The sequence below is a fragment of the Prochlorococcus sp. MIT2304 genome, from assembly GCF_059772405.1.
In genome coordinates, this window is sequence record NZ_CM186286.1 from 1192658 (window position 1) to 1216661 (window position 24004).

Genomic DNA, 24004 nt, shown 5'->3' on the forward strand with positions numbered 1-24004 from the left:
GAAAAAATACTTATGCAATCGCTTAGAGTACTATCAAAAGAAGCTATTGTTTTATTAGAAAGGAATCAAATTTTATCTGCTCTTATAATAAGGGAGCTCACTAAAATTTGTTTGAGTGAAATAGAATTAAATGAACAAGATAAAAGGATTGCTAAGCAACTAATCATAAATAAGGAAAAAATAACAAGCGAAGACAATTACAAAGATTGGATTGAAAAGCAGTATTTTTCTGAAGAAGAACTACTAAATATTTTTTCAGAGCCCCCCAGAATAGATAGATATGTTATGGAAAAATACAAACATATGGCAGAAAGTAGATTCTTAAAAAGAAAGGATGAACTTGATACTGTAACGTATAGCTTAGTCAGAGTTAAAGATAGATTTTTAGCAAACGAGCTTTATTTAAGATTAGTAGAAGGAGAGTCTAATTTTGCAGAAATATCAAAAGAATTTTCTCTAGGGCCTGAAAAGGAAACAAGAGGCATTTTAGGACCATTACCAATTACCCAAGGTCATCCTGCCTTAGTTAATTGTTTGAGAAATAGCAAGCCAGGGGAAATAAATAAACCTCTTAATATTGAAGAAGTTTGGCTTGTCACAAGAGTAGAATCAATTGTTCATGCTTCTTTGACTTCCGAAATGGAATTACAAATGGCCAAAGAGATATTTTATGAATGGCTGCAAGAAGAGTCGAAAAAAGAGCATAGTAAATTATTAAATATTAAAACCTCAATAAACACATTATAGGAAAAGGAGAAATGTCAAACCAAGAGAAAAAACAAGATCCAAGCAATGAACGAAATACAAAAAATGAAATTGAAAATATTATCAGTTCAATTAGTATTTTTAAATCATTAAAGACAGAATCATCAAAGAAGTTAGTAAATCACTGCAAGCTAGTCCAATATAAAACAGGACAGCCAATATGTGATTCTAGTATTATTCCAAGTAAAATATTTTTAATTCTTAAAGGAGAAGCTAGATTACTGATCCAAGATGGCAATCGGAGCTCAAGTATTCTAAAGATAGGGACAGGTTCGTTTATTGGGTTAGGTTCCTTACTTAGAGTATCTGCATGTGAAGATGTTGCAGCATCAGAGCCAACAACAGTTCTCTCCATTCCAGATGAATTAATAGTTAGCTTATATGAAACAGAAAATGAGTTTAAGAAATGGTGCTTACAGAATCTTCAACCATGTGAGATAGTTAATCTACTAGAAAAACTAATCAAAAATTCTAATCGTACAGACATAAATATAAAAACAGCATTTAATATATTAATAAAAAATACAAAATTAAAAGTTGTAGAAAAAAGTTCAAAAATAAGTACTGATGAAAAAAATACTCTTATTTTAGGCAGTCAAAATGTAGAAGGAGCTTCAATTGGTGACCTAATTACTGGTAACAAATCCATAACACCAATCATACCATTTGCAGCAAGATTATTAGAAATACCTACCTACATTTATAAAGAATTTATAAATGTAAAAACTGCAGAAATAAACAATTTAGCGAATAATTCAGCCGAAGATAATAACACTTCAATAGATATAGAGCAAGGTTCAATAGTTGAAAAAAGTGGTCTTGATTTTACTGAAAATAAATCAAAAAAACAATTAAAGCTTATTAAAGCTCAAGGAAAGCTTCAAGAGACAATTGCTTGTCTACAAATGATGACAAGCCTATTGGATGTCCCTTTTAGAAAAGATTCTATTGAAAAAATAATTCGAGATGAATTAAGAGTAGGAAATCAAATTTCAATAGATACCTGTGGCAAGATAACTTCTATTACAGGTCTATACTCTGTCAAAGCACAAATTCCTATTAACCTTGCTTCAAGATTGCCTACGCCAAGCTTGATAAGTTGGAATAATTCTTTTGCAGTTATATTCCGATGCAATGCAAATTCTATAACTATAGCTTCACCAAACGAAGGAATTATTGATTTAAATTCTAACAAAATCAAAAAAATATTCGGAGAAAAAATAGAAATGTTAATTGTAGAAAAAAGCAACTTAACTCCTAACAAAAATTTTAATCTAAATTGGTTTTTACCTTCATTAAAAAAATATAAAAACTCATTATTTTTAGTTCTTCTTGCATCTTTTGTGGTCCAATTATTTGGATTAGCTAATCCTTTATTAATACAAGTAATAATAGATAAAGTGATTTCTCAAAGAAGCTTAGATACCCTTCAAGTTCTTGGTTTTGCATTGGTTATTGTAACAATAATGGGAGGCATATTAGGTAGCTTAAGAACTTATCTTTTCACGGAAACAACAAATAGAATTGATACTCGCTTGGGAGCCGAGGTTATTGATCACCTCCTAAGACTTCCACTGAACTATTTTGATAAAAGACCTGTTGGGGAATTAGGAAGCAGAGTAGCTGAGCTGGAAAAAATTAGAGAATTTCTAACTGGTCAAGCACTTACAACATTATTAGATGCAATCTTCTCAATTATATATATTATTGTGATGTTTCTATATAGTTCACTTCTTTCATTTGTTGCTCTTTCGGTAATACCTATCCAGATTATTTTAACGTTATTAGGATCACCATTGCTAAGAAGACAAATAAGAGAAATTGCAAAGCAAAATGCATCAACTCAAAGTCATCTTATTGAAGTTCTAACAGGAGTTCAAAATGTAAAAGCTCAGAATGTAGAGACTGTTAGTAGATGGAAGTGGCAAGAATTATATGTTGGCTATATTTCTAGAACTTTCGAAAAAGTAATTACTAGTACCGCACTTAATCAAACCAGTAGTGTTTTACAGCAATTATCTCAATTAATGGTTCTGTGGATTGGAGCAACTTTAGTTCTTTCTGGGAAACTTACTCTTGGACAATTAATAGCTTTCCGAATTATTTCAGGATACGTTACCCAACCTCTATTGCGTTTAAGCAGTATTTGGCAAAGTATTCAACAACTCAAAGTTTCCTTTGAAAGGCTTGCTGATATTATTGATACTCCAGAGGAGTCATCTGAAGCAGATAAAGCAAACATACCACTACCCCCAATACAAGGAGATGTGTTATTCGATAACGTTTCATTTTCATTCCAAACAGGTGCTCCTGAAGTAATTAAAAATATAAATTTAAAAATCAAACAAGGAACATTTATTGGTATAGCGGGCCAAAGTGGAAGTGGTAAAAGTACTTTAATGAAGCTTTTACCAAGACTTTACAATATAGATAAAGGTAGAATTTTAATTGACAATTACGATATTAGTAAAACAGAGCTTTATTCATTAAGAAGACAAATAGGCATAGTTCCTCAAGAACCATTGTTATTTTCAGGAACAGTCAGTGAAAATATAGCTATTACAAATCCTGAAATAAATTCGGAAGAAATAGTCACAGCTGCTAAAAAAGCAGCCGCACATGATTTTATTATGGAGCTTCCTCAAGGATATAGCACTAATGTGGGAGAAAGAGGAGCAGGTCTTTCAGGAGGGCAAAAGCAAAGAATAGCAATTGCAAGAACTTTAATTAGTAAGCCAAAATTGTTGATAATGGATGAGGCTACAAGTGCATTAGATTATCAAACTGAAAATATGGTTTGCGAAAGCCTTCGTTTAACATCTTCAGGTACAACAGTTTTCTTTATAACTCACAGATTAAGCACGATCAAAAATGCTGATACCATAGTAATGATGCATGAAGGACGTGCCGTAGAAACTGGAACTCATGATGAGTTAATATCGCAAAAAGGTAGGTATTATGCCTTATATCGCCAACAAGAGGGTTCAAAATAATGAAAATAAAGAAAATATATCCATTTATTAAAGGTTCTATTAAAACAAAGTTAATAGATAAATTTGATTATCAAAAGTCAACGCAAGGTCTCAAAAATATATTTGTCGATTATTCCAAAAAATCAAAAAAGATTTTTCTTAATTCTATAAAAACTAGCAATCAATTTATCTTATTATCTGAGAAGTTATTTCAAAACACTCAAGATAAAATAGAACAACGCGTACAAAGAGCAAAAGAAGAAGTAAGCGTTAATCCATCAACCGTTTGGGCAAAAGCAATAACATACTCACTTATTGGTGGAACAGCTTTTGGAATAGGCTGGCTCGCTATCGCAGAGACTGAAGAAATCATTGTCACTCAAGGGAAGCTTGAACCTATCTCAGGAGTTATTCCTATAAAAATACCTTTACAAGGTGTCGCTAAGAATATATATGTCAAAGAAGGGGAAAATGTAAAAAAAGGTCAACTTCTAATTGAGTTAGATACTGAAGCGACTCAAAGCAAACAAAATGCATTAATCAAAAGCAGAGAAATCAATATAAAAATACTAGAAAAATTAGACTTTCTTTTGAAAGAAGGTGCTGTTTCAGAAGTTCAATACTTACAACAAAAACTTGAATTAAATAAACTTGAGGATGAAATAACTTCAAATAATCTGACTTTAAAGTATCAAAAGATTAAAGCTCCAGTTGATGGAACAGTATTTAATTTAATTCCTCAGAAACCTGGGTATGTAGCAAACACAACTGAACCTATAATGGAAATTGTTCCTCAAGATAATTTACAAGCCAGAGTAGAAATCACCAGCAACAAAATCGGATTTGTAAAAGTAGGAAAGAAAGCAGATATCAGTATTGATTCATTTCCCGCTAGTGATTTTGGAGTTATTCAAGGAACTGTTACAAGAGTGAGCACAGATGCTTTAAAGCCAGACCCCAGGAATCAAAAAGGGTTTAGATATCCATCCAATATTAAGTTAGAAACACAATATTTAAAAACTGAGAGTGGTCAGAAATTACCATTGCAAGCAGGTATGAGCCTAACTGCAAATATAAAACTAAGAAAAGTTTCTTACCTACAGCTATTATTGGGGACATTCGATAGTAAAGCAAAATCACTTAGAGAAATATAAATATATAAAACCATTAAAGGTAACGCTATAAAAAAAGATGCATAGTCAAAATAACTTGGTGGATAAATTTATTAGAAAGTAAAGAGATAAAAATTAATTATTTTTCGTTGTAGATAATAAATGAAGGGATGAATATATAGTTCATTTTTAAATGCAACATAAATGAAAGAATATATTAAGTAAAACAAAACACACAAAAAAAAGAGATTTTATTAGTTAAAAATATTGAATAAAAATTAGATATAAAAAAAGACCCCCTTAATAAGAGGATCTTTTTAAAAGAAGAACTTAGAAGTTAATTACTAACTTAAAGCAAAGTTAGCTGCAGCAAGTTGACCGTATACAGTTGTGCTCATATTTACATGAGCTAGAGATGTAAATACAGCGGTTCCACCTGTAAACGTTGCATCACCATTTGAACCTGAGTCAGTTAGATAACCAATGTTTGCAAATCCACCATCAGAGTCATAATGGATAGCGATAATTGCATCAACAGCTGCTCCAGCGTTCGCATCCAAAGTAAACTCCCAATCACTTGCTGCTGAATTAGGAAGATCAGTGTTATCTGTATCAGTAAAGTAGATAATGTTTACACCAGCAGCAACTGCTGTAGCAGCATCATCATCTCCCTCAGTAATTGAATGAATGACTATTGCATCTGAAGCTGCAGCATCACCAGAAGAATCAATTAAATTACCGCTTAGTTCTGTCTCAAAAGCTGAAACATCAAAGCTGATAATGTCATCTGCACCTGTAGTTGTGAAACCAGTAATGGTATCTACTTGATCATTATCATTAAGTATCACAGTATCTGCAGCAGCTGTCGCTTCAGTTAGGTCAATAGTATCAGCTCCGTCATTACCAGTAATGGTATCAATACCAAGACCAGCAGTAATGGTATCTGCACCAGCACCAGAAGTGAATGTATCTCCACCTGATGAACCTGTGTAAGTAAGACCAGATGTTGTGGTGTTGGTCATGGTGATTGTAGATGCAGAAGTTGTGGCATCCATACCTGACAAATCAATATTTCCAATGGTTGTTGCAGCTCCAAAGTCAACATTGAATGTACCTGCTCCAGTAACAGTTGTAGTACCAACGGTTCCTGATGCGGCACCTAGAAGACTATTTGCGTCCTCAGCTGTAAGGTCAACTGTCTCCGAAGCAGCAACGCTTCCAGAAATGTTTCCAACTGTTGTTGCAGCTGCTGCACCATCCCAAGTAATACTTCCAGTACCGTTGAAGGAGATAGCTCCAACTGTTGTTGCATGCTCGAAGAAACCAAGATCAATTGATGCAGCTGCAGCAGTTGCATTCAATGAAACGTCACCAACTGTTGTTGCAACAGTAATAGCAGCCTCTGAATCAGCGTCTGCAATGTTTAAAGCAAGAGCTCTAGAAGTTAGCGTGAAGTTACCAACATCAAGACCGGCTGCATCGATGAAATTGTCTGCACCTTCAAATCCATCACCAACATTGATGTCCACATTACCTACATCACCACTGACGTCGAAGTTATCAACTGTCAATGATGTACCAAGAGTTCCTGTGTCGATGTCAATAGCTGAAACGCCGGTTGCAGTAACTGTGTCTATATCAGAAGCACCGTAGTTACCATCTAGATTCATGGTGAATGTAAATGTCGCACCAGCAGCATCTAAGGTTCCCAAATTAACTAATGTTGCACCTGCGGCATCAGAGGTTCCGACAGTAGTTACGTTGAATGCAGTCAACTCATCAGCAGCAGAAGTTGCACCGATGTTGCCAATAACGATATCGCCTAAAGATGCTGTATTGGTGTTACCTAGAGTTAGTGTCTTCAGCTCTCCAGCAGATGCCAAAGTTCCAGTGGTGATAGTTGCATCATCAACAGTGACGGTCCAGTTCTCTAGATTTGCAGCAGTGATATTTCCCAGAGTCAGAGTATCGTCTGCATCTGAACCAGATGTAAGGGTCAAGGTACCAAGTGCTGTTCCACCGGCAAAAGTTCCTACATCCCAAGTGAATGCATTAGAAGAACTTCCATCATCTGCAGCGATTGTTAAGTTGCTTACATTCGCGAAAGTTGTGGATGCGTTAGCAAGTACTTCGGTTGCGTCGTCGTTGTTGAAAGTAACAGTCGCAGCTGCGCCTGTTGCATAAGAGAAAGTATTAGCTCTTGCAGTCGCCCCGTCACCTCTTTGGTTAATTGTAGTAGCTGTACTAGCTAAATTAGTAATAGAGGTGTTAGCGGTTTGATCAATAATCCTGTGAGTAGTAACAGAACCCAAGTTGGTCGCATTTAGCGAACCACCTGTGAATGTTGATGAGAGAACTTCAACATTAGAAATACCTGTTGGAGTGTTGTTACCTGAACTCCAGGTAGCAGTCATTATGTCAGTTCCTGCTCCACCATCAAAGCTGTCTGCTGTTGTATATGAAGTTCCGAAGGCAATAGTATCTGCACCAGTACCACCAGTAATTGCAACATCACCACCACTCAGAGTGAATGAATTAGCTCCAGTTGAAGTGGATGCATTCAGAGTATCAAGGTCAGTATCAAGAGCACCAGTGATAGTTAAATCAGCTGTACCAGTAATATTTAATGTACTGATTGTGCTAGATGTTAAGGCGGTTACAGTTATGTCTTCTGCATTTCCAACTGAAGAGGTAAAAGTAGTATCAATTGTTATTGTCTCAACCCCATTAGCTGTAATCGCATCTATGACAAAAGCATCTGTCAAGGTGCCAGCAACTGTTCCAGCCTGTTCTTGATCAAGGTCAATGTGAATCGTATCAGCTGAACCTGTTTGATCCTTGAGGTCTATCGTTACGAAATCAAGAGCATTAGTTGCTGCAGTATTTGCATTTGAGATGGTGTAAACAGAAGCCTGTACATCAGTCAAAGTAACTTCGTGGTCGTCTCCAGCACCATCAAAAACTATGGTTGCAAGCTCTGCTGGATTGGCAAAAATATCAAAGTCAATAGTGACTGTGCCGTCTGAATCTATATGTAAAGTTTCAACTCCAGATACAGTGATATCTCCAGCTGCAGCTGAGGTTATTGAGTCACCAGTAACTGTAAGAGTGTCAGCACCAGTTCCACCTGTTACTGAATCGTCAGTATCAAGGTTTGCTCCGAAGTTGAATGCGTCATCACCTGAGCTACCAGTAACTGTTGTATCACCAGCAATAGTGTCAGTAAAGTTTAGAGCACCTGTTCCAGTAGCTGTAGTTGTACTGTCTGCAACACCTGTGGTGATTCTCAATAAACCGCTACCTGTATGGGTATAGGTTGTAGCAGCAGATCCTGTTAAATCAACTTCTCCAGAACTACTATTATTAATAGTCAAAGCATCGGTTGCTGTGATGGTTGTATCTCCAGCACCAGAAATGTTTACGACCTCTGTAGCTGAACCACTTCCAGCATTATCAAGAATTAATTCATTTCCATTCTCAGTATTATCAGTCCTATCGTATTGAGGAGAACTTGTAGAAACCAAATTAACTGTTTCAATTCCATCAACTCTTACGATCCCAGAGTTTGCACTGTTATCAATAGTGAGAGTTAATGCATCAGTTAGACCTTCAACTACAGATGACTTGTAAGTAAAAATTACATCTGCGTTGTCGTCGACTCTATCTAAAGTAATAGGATCAATCTCTCTAATATTTTCAAGAGTTAAATTTGAAGTCGTACGATTAACTTCTAAGCTATCAAACTCAGTAACGTCACCGAAATCAATTACTGCTGTACCAGTTGCGCGAATCTTGATGTTTTCAATCAAGGTAGATGTAAAGCTGGAGTTGTTATCCAACGCGCTAACAGTAACTGTAAGGGTGTCAGTTCCACGACCTCCATCGTAAGTATCATTATCTATCTGACCAGCTACACCATTGAAACTATCATTTCCATTTCCACCAGTAAATGTATCCGAGTTATCTGTTAGTACAAATGTCTGAGCTGCAGCTGGAGTGCCATTTGCCTCAATTTTATCAACACTAGCTGTAATACCCGCAGCTGTGTGTGCTGTGGTTCCATTAATTGTAAGTAGATAATCTTGTGCTTCCTGAATATTTGCACCAGAGGACCATGGCGAAGTACTCAATGGCTGGTAAGCAGTCATTGCAGCTGTACTTGCTTTAACTTCGGCTGTATATGCAACAGCTGCAGCAGATCTATTATTTAAAGCCGCTAAATCGTCAGCACTACCAGAGTTGTTTTGTGCGGCCCAAATCAAATGAGTAGCAATCTCAGCAAGAGCAAGTTCGCCGTTATTAATTTGATTAGTCCAGTAACTCAAGCCTGCTGCATCAGCATCTCTATTAAAAAGATTGTTATAAATCTGATTAACTTGATTTTCTGTAGAAGCTGAACCATAAGCATCTTGGAATTCAGCTTGAGCATGCATTACTGACGCAAAGTATGCCTGAGAGACACCAGCTGAAACCCAATAATCGAGACCGGCGGGATCAGCAGCTCTTCCGAAGTAAGCAACGTAAAGCTCTTGGAGTTGTGTGCTAGTCGCGTTGGCCATTTTTAGGAGAGAAGAATGTTGTTCTTAAGAGAGGGGGATATCCACAGTGCAACTGCGAATATCTGTTGTGGTCAGGAACTATACAGCCTGATTAAACAGAATCCCCGGAAATATAAGCTAAATACAGGAATTCGCAACTATTTTCATGTCTCAAAACAAGGAAATCCAAACATTTTCATGGCTAATCAATATTTAAGAAATTGTTTTTGCAGACATCCAATCAGTTCAGCAAAACAACGGCTTGCTCAATAAGAAAATTATCATAAATCAAAGCTGTGAAAGGATTTTCGAGATTTCACTACAAAGCCATCAGATCGTTTTAAATATAGAAAAAAACTGATTTTCTTCCAAAGAATCTCTGATTCAAAAGAGGTTTATGATCCAGATTGAAAGCCAGAACACAAAGTGCACACCACTAAGAATAATCACTCAGTCCATCCATGAAATCCGAACAAATCAAGCAAAGAATCAAAAGGAAACAGCTGGAAATATGATAAAAATCGGAATCACAGAAACTCCAAACCCTTCGACTATCAATTCACAGTGCAAAGTTCTTCAAAAACTTGAATTAATCACTAGCGAAAGAGGACAATAAAATAAAGATAGCTGATTCATGTGGCCAATAAAACTGCAGTAATCCTTGGATGCAATGGACAAGACGGCTCTCTACTCAGTCAATCACTCTTAAATAAAGGGTATCGAGTCATAGGCGTTTCCAAAACGCAAAAAAAGCGAGAATCCAATCTGCAAAAGCTTGGAATAGAAGAACATATTGAACTGATTTTTGGTGATATGACACAAATTGATTTTTTTAAAAAATTAATCGTTCAATATTCTCCAGGTGAAATATATAACTTAGCAAGCCAATCTTCTGTTGGATTATCATTCGCAAAACCAATAACAACTATAGAAAGTATTATTACCATTACAATTAAATTGCTTGAGGCATGCAGAGAAATCTCTTATACAGGGCGTATTTTTTTTGCCGGCAGCAGTGAAATATTTGGGAACACAGAGAAAGGCGCCAATATTCAACATACACAAAATCCACAAAGTCCATATGCAATTGCAAAACAAACTAGCTTTAATTTAGTTAAAATGTATAGAGATGTATTCTCTTTAAAATGTATGACTGGAATTCTATTTAACCATGAATCTTTTTTAAGAAGTGATATTTTTGTAACACAAAAGATAATCAAAGCGGCAAAGGAAATATCACAAGATAAAAGTATAAAACTTCGATTAGGAAATATTGAAGTTATTAGAGACTGGGGCTGGGCACCAGAATATATTGAAGCCATGCAAATTATTATAAATTCATCTAATATAAATGATCATGTAATTTGCACAGGAGAAGCTCATACTTTAAAAGATTATCTCTCAAAAGTATTTTCATTTTATGGACTTCAATGGGAAGATCATGTCACTCTAGATAAGAAATTCTTTAGATCTAATGAAATATTAAAAAGTTATGGAGATCCTCAGCCTTTATTCAATGAACTTGGATGGAAAGCAAAAATAAGTTTTTCAATGATAGTTAATAAGCTGATATCAAATTCAATTAAAAATAAACACTAAACTTTTATCATTTATATGTAGTTGAATCTTTCTATTTTTTCTTTCACTCTATAGTTATTTATTATTTTCTAAGCTTTTAATCAAACCTAGCAATCTATGAGCTAACTTGCTAAATCTATGAGCATTAATCCATTCTCTAGATTTCTTAGTTAAAGAATGAATTGAATCACCTTCAAATAAACTGATAATTCCGTTAGCAATATCAATTGGCTCACAACCTGGCAGAGTAGAAACGATATCTCTGACATCATCAAAAATAGGTATCGGAGTTACTGCAACTGGTGTACCTGATGCAATTGCTTGTCTAACCGCCCCGCTAGCTGACTCGTTAGTAGCTTGATAAGCAAAAACGACTAAATCAGTTTTCGCAAGACTAAATAAAGTCTCCTTATCAGATGCAAAATTGTGATTTATGAATATATCATTACGTAGGTCAAGTTCTTTTATCAAAGCATGGAGTTCATTACTAAGTTGAATAGATGATTCAGATTGATAAAGAGCTGTATATAAAGTCAATTTAACATCAAATCTTCTATTCCTCATGATCTTTACTGCCTTAATCAACTCTAACAACCCCTTATTTGGCAAACAAAAACCATAAGTTGAAATATGAATTTTTTTGAATTTTTTATCACCTTTATTAATCAAATTATAATCAAAATCAAGGACACCATGTGGAAACAAACTCACATTAGATACTAAATTTATTTGCTTTAAACGATTTAAATCTGAGGGAGAATGAACTAATATTCTATTGCACAATTTCAATGCTGATCTAATCGAGATAAGGAGTTTATCATTTTGTTCAGGCGGGTCTAAAGTTGAGTGCATAAATAACAATATATTTATGTTTTTAGTATTTAATTTTTCAAGAAAAAGCCCTAAAGCTTTAAAATCATAAAAACCAAAATTAAATTGAATAACTACACTAGTTAAATTATTATTGATAATATTTTGATAAATTCTCTCAAGACTATCTTCTCCAAGTGTCCAGCATCGTTTAACATTTTTTTCAATATGATTATCTTCAATATATTCATTGTCAGGGGCAAGAATCAATAATTCACTTTGAATATGCTCTATTAAATGAGAAGAATAAGTAGCTATTCCACAACGGCTATTCCATGTAGTTACCCAACCAATCTTTATTGGTTGAATAAATGATGAGGAAAGCAAGCTACTCACAAAATCAATATTCTTTTTTGCTGTAGATTTCCATGTAAAATTCATTATTGATTCCTTTGCAATCTGAGTTTTTTCCTTCAGAAGATCTTGTGGTAATTCATAGCATTGACGCATAAGAGTACTTAAGCTTGATATGGAGGGTTTAGCCCAAACTGATGAAAACAAACCCAAATGATTTTCAGAATATTCAAAACTAAAATCTATCAACCAAGAATTATTTGAATTACAAAAATCCATTTGACCGCCCCACGCTGTTGTTATAACTGGAATACCTAGACGCATAGCTTCTGCAGCTGTCAAATTAAATCCTTCACCATAACTCGGAGAGACAACTACGCTACTAGAGAGATATAAAGATTTGATTTCAGAAGCAGATAAATCTTTATCAATAATCAATACTTCTGGAGCATTAGTTTTTCTCTTTAAAAGGTCATCAAGTATATATTTGACATTATTATGTGGATTATTGAAAGTCTTAATAATTAAAATCACATCATCAAAGATATCAAATGATTGAAAATATGCTGACAACAAACATTCAATACCTTTCCTTGGGAAACACGATGAAATGTGTAAAAATGAAAATTTCTTATTATGCTCAATGAAATTTGGAGAGGATTGAATGTCATCTATATGATCTACTCCTAGACCACAAACCTTGATAGGTATATAAACCCCATTATCTATTAGAATTTTTTTTACTTCAGAAGACATTACAGAAATGCCAGTTAAATAAGAATTAAAATTATCAACCCATAAAGAAGGAAACATTGTCTCTTCCCATCCATAAGCGTGTAATAAATTAACAACTCCATTTACATCATGAACCCTAGGAGGATAAAGATTTCTCGAACAAATAAAAAAATCTTCACTACTATTTTTAGATTTTTGATAAAGAGTATTGATTACTTTATTCTTACTTAAAAAGTTTGGATCAGGCTCAAAATCTCCTGGACCTTCTGTTGAATGCAGTAATACATTTTGACCCAATTTATCCATAGCTAAAGCAAAATTTTTATTTAAAATTGCTAAGCTATATGAAGTATCAAAAGGCCCTTGAATCTTCCAAGAAAATTTTGTTGCGTTATTAGATAAACTCAACAATTCTAATTTTTCTAATTGATGGTTAATGATTGAGATGGCTGAGGATAAAAGTTTGATATATTCTAAACTAGATTTATTCTTGAATTGAACAATTGGACTTTTGCGTAAATTATTAATTAGAATGTCATATTGTTCATTCTTAAATGATAAAAAATTCTTAGAACTTATTATCATTGATTTCTTCTCAATTATCTTTTTTAAAGCATTTATCGTTCTTTTAGTTGTATTCACCCAAGAGAATTTTTTGCATCTTTTGAGAGAGTTTGAACAAATTGATTGGTAAAACTCATCATTTGTTAAAGCTTTATCTATCAACGATGCAATCTCTATGGAATTATTTGGGTCGAAGAGGAATTCCTTACAACCTATTAGCTCAGGCAAGCTAGTCGCGTTAGATGCAATAACGGGGGCATTACAATTCATTGCCTCTAATACAGGTAAACCAAACCCTTCATGCAAAGAGGGAAAAATAAATAAATAACAATTACGATATAAATTAACTAATTCAATATCATCTACATAACCAAGGAATACAACGCTTTCATGACACAAACCAAAACCAGTTATCCAATCCTTTATTAAAACTTCTTCTTCATCTGTATAAGGGCCAGTTAAAACTAATTTATGTTTGGTGATAAGGTCAGTTGAAAGGAGTGAATATGCCTGAATTAAACGATATAGATTCTTTCTGGGATCAGTTGCACCACAATACAATAAAAATTTACCTAAATAATTTAAAGGATTAGAATCAAAATGAGAAGACTTAGATTGCGAGAAAAAAATCTTCTCATTACAAGCCGAAGAAATATTATAGATACACTCAGAATCGAAGTGTAGAAATTTAACAGCCTCATCAAGTGAGGATTTAGAAATAGCTAATAATCCATCTAATTTCGATAATTCTTTGATCTTTTGCAAATAAAATAGTTTAAACTCAGGGTCAGAGTTTAAGTATTGCTCAACATGGATTAATGGAATTAAGTCATATAAAATAGATACAATAGGAGGGAGAGAAAAAGATACATCATGACTTACCAAAGAATTGTCCCTGAATCCATCAAAAAAACTTGTTATGAGAATAATATCTGCCCTAAGCAAGGATAATGAATAGCTTCTTAGTTGAGTAGATAGCCAAGACCTTGAATATTTTCCAACAAAATTCTCATTAATATTACCTGCGGTAGGACATTCAAAGTAAATAACATTGAACTTTTTTTTATTTATTACATCAGAGAAATAAATTTTCAAATCAAATAATGCTGGATTAGTAAATAAAATATATTCATTTTCAGGATAATTATTTATAAGAGATTTTGTAAACTCAAAACAATACCTTCCTATACCTCTTTTACGATTTCCTTCTCTTTGAAGACCTTGCAAATCAATTAAAATTTTCATAAATTAGATCTTTTTATTTAGATCTTTAAAAATACTCTTAGCATGAACTGAGGTATGATAATAAGAATCTAGATGCCTATCATGCTTCAAAACCAAATCATAATCCTCTTTATTCTTTTTGCTTTTTTTAACAAATTTGTAAAAATAAAAGTTAAAACCAGTTTTAGAAATGAGTCGTTCAAAAAATCGCAATATAAAGAAGATATATTTAATTTTATATATTTTCTTAACAGTACTTGCAAAATAATGATTGTCGCTTAAATAAAATAAAAAAATAGTAATTAGTTTTTTTATTTTATTTTTTAAATTAACATATAAACTAATATATTTTCTAATAATCTTAATTACAACAGGGATTAAACTTAGACGATATAATTTCATGAAAAATAACAATTGCCTGTCTAGATTTTTAATTTGATCTTCCATTACTGAAATTTGATCTTGCATCATTGAAATTTTTTTATCATACTCAGAGTATCTTTTTCTTGAATAGTTATCAAAATCAATTGCTGCTTCCAATGATGTAATGCCAATCTTCATATCTCTTTTTATAAGATTAATTCCCCTAAAAACTTTATTATCTATAAAATTAGACTTAGAGGCTATTAAAACCAGGTCTTGAGCAACTCCATTCAAAAATCTTGTCAAAGTATCCGGCATAGCCTTCTCTAATGGGCCTCCATTGATAAAATAATATTTCAATTTACTATAACCATTTCTTTTTATCATAAAAGCCAATAATTCCGGATGAATAGGGTTTATATGTGTTGGGTCAATATGAAAAGATTTAGTAGAAACAAGAAAATTATCTATACTAGGTGTCTCTAAGATTAGTATTCCTTCCGGCTTTAAAATACGTTTACACATATTAAGAAGTTTCTCTATATCCTGAAAATTCATATGCTCAATTACATGAAAAGCACTAACAATAGAAAAACTGTTTTCTGAAAATTCATCTAATAACGATAATGCATCTCCTTGCTTAATATTTAGATTTAAGTTTTTACAATCATTAACCATATTATTATTTAACTCTATACCAATAGAATAAAATCCCACGTCATTGCATTTTTGAATCCATTCACCTCTTCCGGAGCCTATATCTAAAAGAGTAGGTTCATTATCAATTTTTAAAATATAATCTAATAAACCATCATAATTTGAGAGAACCTGTATGATCTGTTCACGACTTCCACGAAAATTATTTTCAAATTCTGTATAAAAATCTGAAGCCATAATAAATCCTTAATTCATAGAATAAATCTAAAAATCATAGTTCATGACCTTAATGAAAATTCTATGCACTTACATAACATAACTATAGTACTAATGAAAGTAATAGATTTCATTAATACTTTTCCAAATGTTTAAATCAGTAAAAAAATTGGACTATTTTTGCTAAAATTTTTCTAATAATATTCAGCTTATTAGAAAAACTTAGAGGGTTTAAATAATTTCAATGAAAGGATTATCACTGATTAACCATGCACCAACTGCTCCAGGGCTGCGTCTTTTGGGACTGGGACCAAATTTGGCACCAATAAATGGACTATCCAAGCTTGAATCTTTTCTAAATGAAAATGCTTTTTGGGCTAAGGATAGAAATAAACAACAGGTTCGCAAAATGCTGTTGCACAGCAGCATAATCATAAGTCTGTGGCATAAAAACAGATTAATAGGCTTTGGCCGAGCGACAAGTGATCATGTATTTAGAGCCGTTATATGGGATGTAGTAATTGCTGCAGATAGTCAAGGACTTGGAATGGGGAAGTTAATAATAGAGGCAATATTAAAAAATAAAAAAATAAAACACGTAGAAAAAGTATATTTAATGACAACTAATAGTGCAGATTTTTATCAACAGCTAGGATTCAAAATTAACAATAAGCAAACATTACTAATATTAAATAAACAATCAGATTAAAAAAAAATTATTTGACTAAATTAATTATTTTTGATTTAAATTGATTTTCCAAGTATTTCATAGATGTCGTATAATTATTGATACGATTTTGAATCTCATTTTCAATACATAAGTCTAAAGTATTTAATAGATCAAGTTCATAAATCCAATTATCAACATTTGAAAGATCAAGTAGTCGAAAATCATGAGTCGCTTTAACAAGATCTGCAATCTCCCTGTGAGAAGGTAAATCACTAACCAAGACTCTAACTCCCAGTGATGCAGCATCCAAAACAGGTATTCCAAAACCTTCAACACATGATGGAGAAATAAACGCATAAGCATTCAAAAAAAGCCATGCCTTTTCAGTTTCATCTACATAATCTAATAATTTTATATACGGATTATTTTCACACATTCTTTGAATTGCAGCGCCATACTTATCGTCATGAATCTTACCGGCAACACACAAATCAAAACCTTTTCTAGCAATTTGACTGCTTTGAAATATTTTAATTAAATAGTGTAGATTTTTTCTTGGTACAACTGAGGAATTAAATAAAATAAATTTCTTGCTTATACCTCTTAATGTATTAATTTTGCTAGCTAATTGTAACTTACTTAGACTTAATGACGGCATCGGATAAATTATATTTCTATCATCATTAGGGCAGGATTTTTCAAGTAATGAGCATATTTTATCTCTCGATGCTTTGGAAATAAAACAATTTTTAACTTGCATTGCATCTTTTAAACGATTATAAAATCCAAATGGATGATCGGGATGTTTTGAGAAAGAAAGAGGTATAAAATCCATGATAAGTTGCAAACAACTAGAATTATCTTTTTTAATATTTTTTACATCAATACTAAGTGGGCAAGATGTAATTAACAAATCTATTTTGTGCTTTCTCAAATCAATATTTGGTGTTTTAAATAACAATCTTTTACTCCTTAAAGTACTATAATTATATATATCTCGAATTGATAAAAAACCTGAGATTTTAGCAAGATAATCTACTCTTTCTTCTCCAAAATAAGGGCTATTATCAAAATTATAAAGATTAATTAATCGTCCTGAAAATCTACCTCTTCTTAGATAAAATTTAAATACTGAAAATAGCAAATCAAGACTTATTTTAGATTGATTTTTAAAATGAATAAGCTTATTTGATAATTTTTTAATCAAGTCTTCATCAAGATCTTTCTTTTGTTTAATTTTTTTGAATCGACTTGATGGGTCGCAGAATTGATCAAGAATATCTGCGCAATCCACCTCTCTAACAGACTGTGGACTCATTGACAATTTCATAAACGGATTTAAGCGTCGACCATAAAATCCAGTTAGTAAGTAAACTTCTGCTCCTAAATCAGACAAAGAATTTATTAAACCTTTTGATAAATAGGCAATGCCGCGATGTTCAGCCTGCTCTAGATCAATAGCTGTTATAGCAACTCGCATTTGGGAGAGAGGCTTTTCTTTTGAATAATTAGAATCAGCCAAGTCAGCACCAGTGAACAATTTTCTGATTATTTTATATCATTGATCAACTTAAATCCTACAGTTAATTTCAATAGAGAAATATCAAAAATAGCCTCAATGCATTAATAAAAACTTGGATCAAAAGAAAAAAAAATATATTTTTTACACAAACGTAAAATACTTTTCATCCTTTTGTAGTAAATTACTTTAAATAATATTCTATCTAAAAAATTTAAATTCAAGAACAATTAATAATATCTATCTTGAGTGTAAATGAAACCAAATTTGATTAAAGGGAAGCGGATGAAGAGATTCGAACTCTCGACATTCTCCTTGGCAAGGAGATGCTCTACCACTGAGCTACATCCGCAAATAAGCCATTTTCATTTTAGCAATTAATATGCCTTAGTTTAAAGCTGACAATAAATTGCTCTTTTCAATTAACAAAATCAACTTATTGCTTTCATCAAAGAGCCCATTTCAAGGGCCTGCAAGGCATAACTCCATCCTAAATTATTCTTGATCCCAGCTCTCTCAAGAGCCTGCTGCATAGTATCTGTTGTCAAAACCCCAAATACAATTGGGATTCCTGTTTCTCTAGAAACGGTCGCAATACCCTTACTAGCCTCTGAAACAACAACATCAAAATGTGGAGTATCTCCCCGAATAACTGCTCCGAGGGTAATAACAACATCATATTTACCAGTTCGAGCAAGTTTTTGAGAAATAATAGGTAACTCAAATGAGCCTGGAACCCATGCAATATCTAATTGCTTACTAGATTCGGATTTATCAATTCCATGTCTGGATAAACAATCAAGACAACCGCTTAAAAGTTTATTAGTAATTAAATCATTAAAACGTGCAATAACTATTGCAACACTCAACGATGCAGAATTTTCAAAGGTACCCTCTAAGGTTGCCATTTTTTTAGGCCTTACATACCTAATAACAGTAACCTCTTGAGAGTAAATTTAAACCTTTTCTACGAAATAAATCTAATTTATGCAATTTTTAATGTAATGACCTGTCTAAACGCTCATCTGATGTGTGATGTACTCACCTACCAATGCCTGGAGGAGAACCAAATGGAACCAGACGCCTGCAAGTATTTCTATCTTTTTAATATTTGGATTTCTATTATCCTCTGGATTCGTTTGGGTCATATAGAAAACAGGTACTCCAATTACCAAAAGCAATGAAGAGAATAAGAGTGCGTTCGCGACGATGGAATTAATAGCCAGCATGAGGTAGAAATCTGCAGAAAATTGCTCAATATCTAATAATTCTCCCATGTAAGTGTGATTTGAGGTGCCACCTCTTAATATTTGTAGCGTGGCTTCACATGCAAAAAAAAATAATTCTTCTAATATGCGTTGATTAAAGATTTGGTAATTTAATGGCTGCCAGCCCAAATCCATTGCAAGGCAGTCTTTTTGAAAGTGATGAGACACTTTTGGCTGCAGATATTGATGAAAGCCAATCCAAGCTCACCAGCGAAAGTCTTGCGAACAAAGACCTTAAAAATGACTCTTACTTAAGGCCACGCACCAAAAAGACAAAAAAAAATCAAAGCAATCATTTGGATGGGTTATCTATACCTGAAATTGAAGAACCAAAATGGGCGCATCATAGCTTGCCAAACATTGATGACCTCACCCCAGCCCTAAGACACTATGTCGAGCTAAAAAAAGACAATCCAGAAAGGGTGTTACTTTATAGACTTGGTGATTTTTTTGAATGTTTTTTTGAAGATGCAATTACACTTTCTAATCTCTTAGAACTTACTCTTACCAGCAAGGAAGGAGGAAAAAAAATTGGACGCATTCCGATGGCTGGAATCCCTCATCATGCATCGGATAGATATTGCACTCAACTTATAAAGCAAGGTTTATCAATTGCCATATGCGACCAACTTGAAGCTGCTCCCTCAAAAGGTAATAAATTAATTAAAAGAGGTATCACAAGGTTAATCACTCCAGGAACGATTCTAGAGGAGGGAATGCTGAGTGCAAAACAAAATAATTGGCTAGCTTCAGTTCTAATTGACTCTAATTCAAATGAAGAGTTACTTAAATGGTCCTTAGCGAAAGTAGATGTCAGCACAGGAGAACTTGTTATACAAGAAGGAAAAGAAATCAATAATTTAAGACAAGAGTTGATCAAATTAGAAGCAGCTGAAATCATCTCAGAAAAAAATACTATAAATATAGATAATTGGTACACAAGTTATATGAGAATAACCGAGTTCAGTCAAACTTCATTTACAGAATTAGAGTCTAAAACAGCTATATTAAATCATTATTCCTTAAATAATATTGAAGGAGTAGGTCTATCATCTCATTCTCTTTCAATTAGAAGTTTAGGAGGATTAATTGCATACCTAAATAAAACACATCCTAATCTAAACACTCAAGATAAACAAAAAGTAAAAACACATATATCTTTAGATTATCCTCAAATAAAATATGATCATGCTGGATTAATTATAGACAATCAAACCAGAAGAAACTTAGAAATTGTTTCAACTCAAAGAGGAGGACAATTTCAAGGATCTTTACTTTGGGCAATAGATAAAACTTTAACTGGAATGGGAGGAAGGTGTATAAGAAGATGGCTAGAAGAACCATTAACAGATGTGTATGAAATCAAAAACAGGCAAGAAATAATTTCTTTACTTGTTAAATCAACTTCTTTAAGAAAAAATCTTCGCAAAATACTTCGAGCGATGGGAGATCTTGAACGTCTTTCAGCTCGAGCAGGAGCACAACAAGCAGGAGCGAGGGATTTAGTAGCAATTGCAGAAGGAATTAATCGTTTACCTTTGCTTGCAAAAAATATTGACCATCCAACATTTGAAAAGTCTCAATACTTCAAATCCATTACGAGTTTAGATAAACAATTAATCGAGATTGCATCTAAAATAAATAATGAGCTTATAGATAATCCACCACTAAGTCTTACAGAAGGTGGTTTATTTTACGATGGAATTGATCCACTTCTTGATGGACTACGTAATCAACTTGATGATCATAATTTATGGCTAAAGAAACAAGAAGTCAAAGAAAGAGAACTAAGTAAGATAAGTAATTTGAAATTGCAATATCATCGATCCTTTGGATATTTTTTAGCAGTCAGTAAAGCGAAATCAACAAATGTTCCTAATCACTGGATGAGGAGACAAACCCTCACTAATGAAGAACGATTTGTAACTCCCGAGCTAAAAGAAAGAGAAGGAAAAATCTTCCAGATCAAAGCTCGTATATCTCAGCTAGAATATGATTTATTTTGTTCTCTTAGAATACTGGTTGGAAACAAAGCAACGAGTATTAGAAAAGCTGCAAAAGCGATTTCCTGTTTAGATGTTTTGACTGGTTTAGCAGAACTTGCAGCTACAAATAATTATGTTCAGCCTCAAATCGTTGACCATACAGACTCTAAAAAGTCTAGAGAAATCTCAATCATTGAAGGCCGGCATCCTGTAGTTGAGCAAATTATTGTTGATAAAAATTTTGTGCCTAATGATATTAATCTTGGATCAAAAACTGATTTAATTATTCTATCTGGGCCAAACGCAAGCGGTAAAAGTTGTTATTTAAGACAAATAGGTCTTCTGCAAATTATGGCACAAATTGGTAGTTGGATCCCAGCAAAATCATGTACTATTGGAATCGCAGACCAACTTTTCACTCGAGTTGGAGCAGTAGATGATTTAGCAGCAGGTCAATCTACTTTTATGGTTGAGATGATTGAAACTGCTTTCATTCTTAATAAAGCAACAGAAAAATCATTAGTTTTATTAGATGAAATTGGGAGAGGAACATCAACTTTTGATGGCTTATCTATTGCTTGGTCTGTAAGCGAATTTCTAGCAAAAAAAATAAAAAGTCGTTCAATTTTCGCGACTCATTATCATGAATTAAACCAAATTTCTGAATTAAATGAAAACGTAGAAAATTTTCAAGTTCTTGTGAAACATGATAAGAATTCACTTAAGTTTCTTCATAAGGTTTCTAAAGGAGGATCAATGAAAAGCTATGGAATCGAAGCAGCTAGACTTGCAGGTGTTCCAAAAGAAGTAATCAAAAATGCACGAAAAATATTAAACGATCTTGAAGAAAATAGCTTTAACAATATATAGATAATCAAAAAGCATAAAAGATTGTAGGGTAGTGAATCAGGAATTCAAAAAATTACATAACAACACTAATAATCAGCAGCTCTAAGCAAAGCATTGACTGTTGCTGCCGCAAGAGATGCTCCTCCCCTAGAGCCCTCTAAAACGATATGTGAACAATCACTTTTTAATAATCGATTTTTACACTCGGAAACTCCTATAAAACCGACTGGCATTCCTATGATTAAACTTGGTTTTTTACTACCTTCCTCAATTAAATCTAATAAAGTCATCAATGCTGAGGGTGCACTACCAATGAGAACGATTGGTGCTTCCAAGTATTCTTCTTTTTTCTCTATGTCCAACCACATTTTTCGCATTCCCATTGAACTTCTAGTTTTCGAAGATGAATCAATAAATTCAGGAGCCATTTCTAAAATACATTTAACACTTGAATTTAATGTTCTTTTAGCAACCGGAGAAACAGCTGCTTCTGCCATATAAGTATCAGTCAAAATATTTGCACCTTTTTTTAGGGCATTAATTCCATTTTCACAAGCATTAAAGCTAAACCTCAAACAGCCCTGCATTGCAAGATCACCGCTTGAATGAATAATTCGTTCTAAAACCAATTGCTGTAGGTTATTAAGCCCGGTAAGACCGATTTGAGATCTGATATATCGAACGCTTTCAAGAAAAATTGGATGTTCTGGAGTTTTCACTGCTTAATTTCCTAGGCTAATTTAAGATCACGTCTTTTTAAAACATATCTCTAACTAATGCCAATACATCTAATCTGGGGAGATGATTATGACGCCAGTAACAGGGAAATAGAAGAAATAATTCAAAAAGTTGTTGATCCAGCATGGAGAAATTTTAATCATAGTCAAATAGATGGGAATGATCCAAAGCAAAGTCTCCGAGCACTAGAAGAGGTACAAAGTGCTCCTTTAGGAGGAGGAGGAAGGATTGTACTAGTCAGAAGAAGTCCTTTTTGTAACGGATGTTCCATTGAGCTTGCGAATAAACTTGAACAAGCAATTTCATTAATTCCTGATGATACACATCTTATTTTAAATAATTCAAACAAACCTGATAAAAGACTTAAAACAACTAAATTAATACAGAAAAACATACAATTAAATTCTTTATCTAATGAAAAAAGCTTTATTCTTCCACAGCCATGGGATATTAATGGGCAGCGGAGGCTAGTTAAGAATATTTTATATAGATTGAATTTAAGAATGAATAATGAAACAATTGATTTGACGATAGAAAGTATAGGTAATGATAGCTCATTAATTAATACTGAGCTTCAGAAATTATCATTATTAGCAGAAGCAATGAATAAAAGTTCAAATATCAATGAAACTCAAGAAATCACAGAGGATATGGTCAAAAAGCTAATTCAAAATAATTCAACTAATGCTCTAGAAATTGCTAATTTTTTAATTAAAGAAGAAAGAATCAAAGCTCTCAATAAAATTCAATCGTTGCTTAAAAATGGAGAACCAGCATTAAGGTTAATTTCAACCTTGACTGGTCAAGCAAGAGGATGGCTTTGGGTACACCTATTAGATACCCAAGGGCATCATGACGTCAAAGAAATAGCAAAACTTGCTGGGATTGCCAATCCAAAACGTATTTTTGTCATCCGAAAACAAATTCAAGGCAAATCATTAAAAACGTTACTTGAATTGATGAAAAAACTATTAAAAATTGAAGTTTCAATAAAGTCAGGAATCAATCCAATCAATTCTTTTAAAGATAATCTGCTAACAGAAAGTATATTTTTGACTAATAACTGAAATAATTAATAGGTTACTGA

14 protein-coding genes and 1 tRNA gene are annotated in these 24004 nt (G+C 33.1%); 7 read left to right on the forward strand and 8 right to left on the reverse strand.

Annotation, left to right across the window (positions count from 1 at the left end; genetic code table 11):
- The first annotated feature begins 12 nt into the window (after positions 1–12).
- The 3 genes from AC6EIY_RS07095 to AC6EIY_RS07105 are packed head-to-tail and all read left to right on the forward strand — an operon-like array spanning position 13 to position 4891.
- Positions 13–747 (forward strand): peptidylprolyl isomerase, encoded by a 735-nt coding sequence (locus AC6EIY_RS07095; protein ID WP_498506249.1) that lies wholly within the window; start codon positions 13–15, stop codon positions 745–747.
- An 11-nt stretch (positions 748–758) separates the two neighbouring features.
- Positions 759–3758, forward strand: coding sequence for an ABC transporter transmembrane domain-containing protein (locus tag AC6EIY_RS07100; RefSeq protein WP_498506250.1), 3000 nt, complete (start codon positions 759–761; stop codon positions 3756–3758).
- Positions 3758–4891 carry an HlyD family secretion protein gene (locus tag AC6EIY_RS07105; RefSeq protein WP_498506251.1) on the forward strand — a complete coding sequence of 378 codons (1134 nt, stop codon included), beginning with the start codon at positions 3758–3760 and terminating at the stop codon, positions 4889–4891. Before AC6EIY_RS07100 ends, AC6EIY_RS07105 begins: the two co-directional genes overlap by 1 nt.
- A gap of 302 nt (positions 4892–5193) precedes the next feature.
- On the opposite strand, the gene AC6EIY_RS07110 is transcribed toward AC6EIY_RS07105, so the two are convergent.
- The gene (locus AC6EIY_RS07110) at positions 5194–9408 is read right to left on the reverse strand and encodes a beta strand repeat-containing protein (protein ID WP_498506252.1); all 4215 of its coding nucleotides are present in this window, start codon (positions 9406–9408) and stop codon (positions 5194–5196) included.
- Between the two features lie 615 nt (positions 9409–10023).
- On the opposite strand from AC6EIY_RS07110, the gene AC6EIY_RS07115 reads away from it, so the two are divergent.
- Positions 10024–10986 (forward strand): GDP-mannose 4,6-dehydratase, encoded by a 963-nt coding sequence (locus AC6EIY_RS07115; protein ID WP_498506253.1) that lies wholly within the window; start codon positions 10024–10026, stop codon positions 10984–10986.
- Between the two features lie 54 nt (positions 10987–11040).
- On the opposite strand, the gene AC6EIY_RS07120 is transcribed toward AC6EIY_RS07115, so the two are convergent.
- Together AC6EIY_RS07120 and AC6EIY_RS07125 are read right to left on the reverse strand one after the other, a co-directional pair.
- The gene (locus tag AC6EIY_RS07120; RefSeq protein ID WP_498506254.1) at positions 11041–14673 is read right to left on the reverse strand and encodes a glycosyltransferase; all 3633 of its coding nucleotides are present in this window, start codon (positions 14671–14673) and stop codon (positions 11041–11043) included.
- Positions 14674–14676: 3 nt separating this feature from the next.
- Positions 14677–15909 carry a class I SAM-dependent methyltransferase gene (locus AC6EIY_RS07125; protein WP_498506255.1) on the reverse strand — a complete coding sequence of 411 codons (1233 nt, stop codon included), beginning with the start codon at positions 15907–15909 and terminating at the stop codon, positions 14677–14679.
- A gap of 223 nt (positions 15910–16132) precedes the next feature.
- Between AC6EIY_RS07125 and AC6EIY_RS07130 the strand changes: the two genes are divergently transcribed.
- Positions 16133–16597: a GNAT family N-acetyltransferase gene (locus tag AC6EIY_RS07130; protein WP_498506256.1), complete on the forward strand. Its 465-nt coding sequence runs from the start codon at positions 16133–16135 to the stop codon at positions 16595–16597.
- A gap of 7 nt (positions 16598–16604) precedes the next feature.
- Here the strand turns inward: AC6EIY_RS07130 and AC6EIY_RS07135 are convergent, their stop codons facing one another.
- The 4 genes from AC6EIY_RS07135 to psbZ all read right to left on the reverse strand — a co-directional run bounded on the left by AC6EIY_RS07135 (position 16605) and on the right by psbZ (position 19480).
- Positions 16605–18098 carry a glycosyltransferase gene (locus tag AC6EIY_RS07135; RefSeq protein ID WP_498506257.1) on the reverse strand — a complete coding sequence of 498 codons (1494 nt, stop codon included), beginning with the start codon at positions 18096–18098 and terminating at the stop codon, positions 16605–16607.
- Positions 18099–18357: 259 nt separating this feature from the next.
- Positions 18358–18429: transfer RNA gene (locus AC6EIY_RS07140), tRNA-Gly, on the reverse strand.
- 79 nt (positions 18430–18508) lie between these two features.
- Positions 18509–18985, reverse strand: a complete 477-nt coding sequence (ribH, locus tag AC6EIY_RS07145; protein ID WP_498506258.1) for a 6,7-dimethyl-8-ribityllumazine synthase — start codon at positions 18983–18985, stop codon at positions 18509–18511.
- Between the two features lie 105 nt (positions 18986–19090).
- Positions 19091–19480, reverse strand: coding sequence for a photosystem II reaction center protein PsbZ (gene psbZ / locus AC6EIY_RS07150; RefSeq protein ID WP_498506259.1), 390 nt, complete (start codon positions 19478–19480; stop codon positions 19091–19093).
- Here psbZ and mutS point away from each other — a divergent pair.
- A complete protein-coding gene (gene mutS / locus AC6EIY_RS07155; RefSeq protein ID WP_498506260.1) occupies positions 19459–22200 on the forward strand; it encodes a DNA mismatch repair protein MutS in 2742 nt (913 codons plus the stop codon). The two genes, psbZ and mutS, sit on opposite strands and share 22 nt — an antisense overlap.
- Before the next feature lie 65 nt (positions 22201–22265).
- On the opposite strand, the gene AC6EIY_RS07160 is transcribed toward mutS, so the two are convergent.
- Complete coding sequence (locus AC6EIY_RS07160) at positions 22266–22898, reverse strand: precorrin-8X methylmutase (RefSeq protein WP_498506261.1); 633 nt, start codon at positions 22896–22898, stop codon at positions 22266–22268.
- A gap of 57 nt (positions 22899–22955) precedes the next feature.
- Here AC6EIY_RS07160 and holA point away from each other — a divergent pair, with 57 nt between their 5' ends.
- Entirely contained in the window at positions 22956–23984 is a 1029-nt protein-coding gene (holA, locus tag AC6EIY_RS07165; RefSeq protein WP_498506262.1) for a DNA polymerase III subunit delta, read from the forward strand.
- Positions 23985–24004 lie beyond the last annotated feature (20 nt).

Excerpts from the sequence above, each read along its gene's own strand:
- AC6EIY_RS07120 (WP_498506254.1), bottom strand. The coding sequence starts at position 14,673 with ATGAAAATTTTAATTGATTTGCAAGGTCTTCAAAGAGAAGGAAATCGT.
- AC6EIY_RS07130 (WP_498506256.1), top strand. The coding sequence starts at position 16,133 with ATGAAAGGATTATCACTGATTAACCATGCACCAACTGCTCCAGGGCTG.
- holA (WP_498506262.1), top strand. The coding sequence starts at position 22,956 with ATGCCAATACATCTAATCTGGGGAGATGATTATGACGCCAGTAACAGG.
- ribH (WP_498506258.1), bottom strand. The coding sequence starts at position 18,985 with ATGGCAACCTTAGAGGGTACCTTTGAAAATTCTGCATCGTTGAGTGTT.
- AC6EIY_RS07095 (WP_498506249.1), top strand. The coding sequence starts at position 13 with ATGCAATCGCTTAGAGTACTATCAAAAGAAGCTATTGTTTTATTAGAA.
- AC6EIY_RS07100 (WP_498506250.1), top strand. The coding sequence starts at position 759 with ATGTCAAACCAAGAGAAAAAACAAGATCCAAGCAATGAACGAAATACA.
- AC6EIY_RS07105 (WP_498506251.1), top strand. The coding sequence starts at position 3,758 with ATGAAAATAAAGAAAATATATCCATTTATTAAAGGTTCTATTAAAACA.
- AC6EIY_RS07125 (WP_498506255.1), bottom strand. The coding sequence starts at position 15,909 with ATGGCTTCAGATTTTTATACAGAATTTGAAAATAATTTTCGTGGAAGT.
- mutS (WP_498506260.1), top strand. The coding sequence starts at position 19,459 with ATGGCTGCCAGCCCAAATCCATTGCAAGGCAGTCTTTTTGAAAGTGAT.
- psbZ (WP_498506259.1), bottom strand. The coding sequence starts at position 19,480 with ATGGATTTGGGCTGGCAGCCATTAAATTACCAAATCTTTAATCAACGC.
- AC6EIY_RS07110 (WP_498506252.1), bottom strand. The coding sequence starts at position 9,408 with ATGGCCAACGCGACTAGCACACAACTCCAAGAGCTTTACGTTGCTTAC.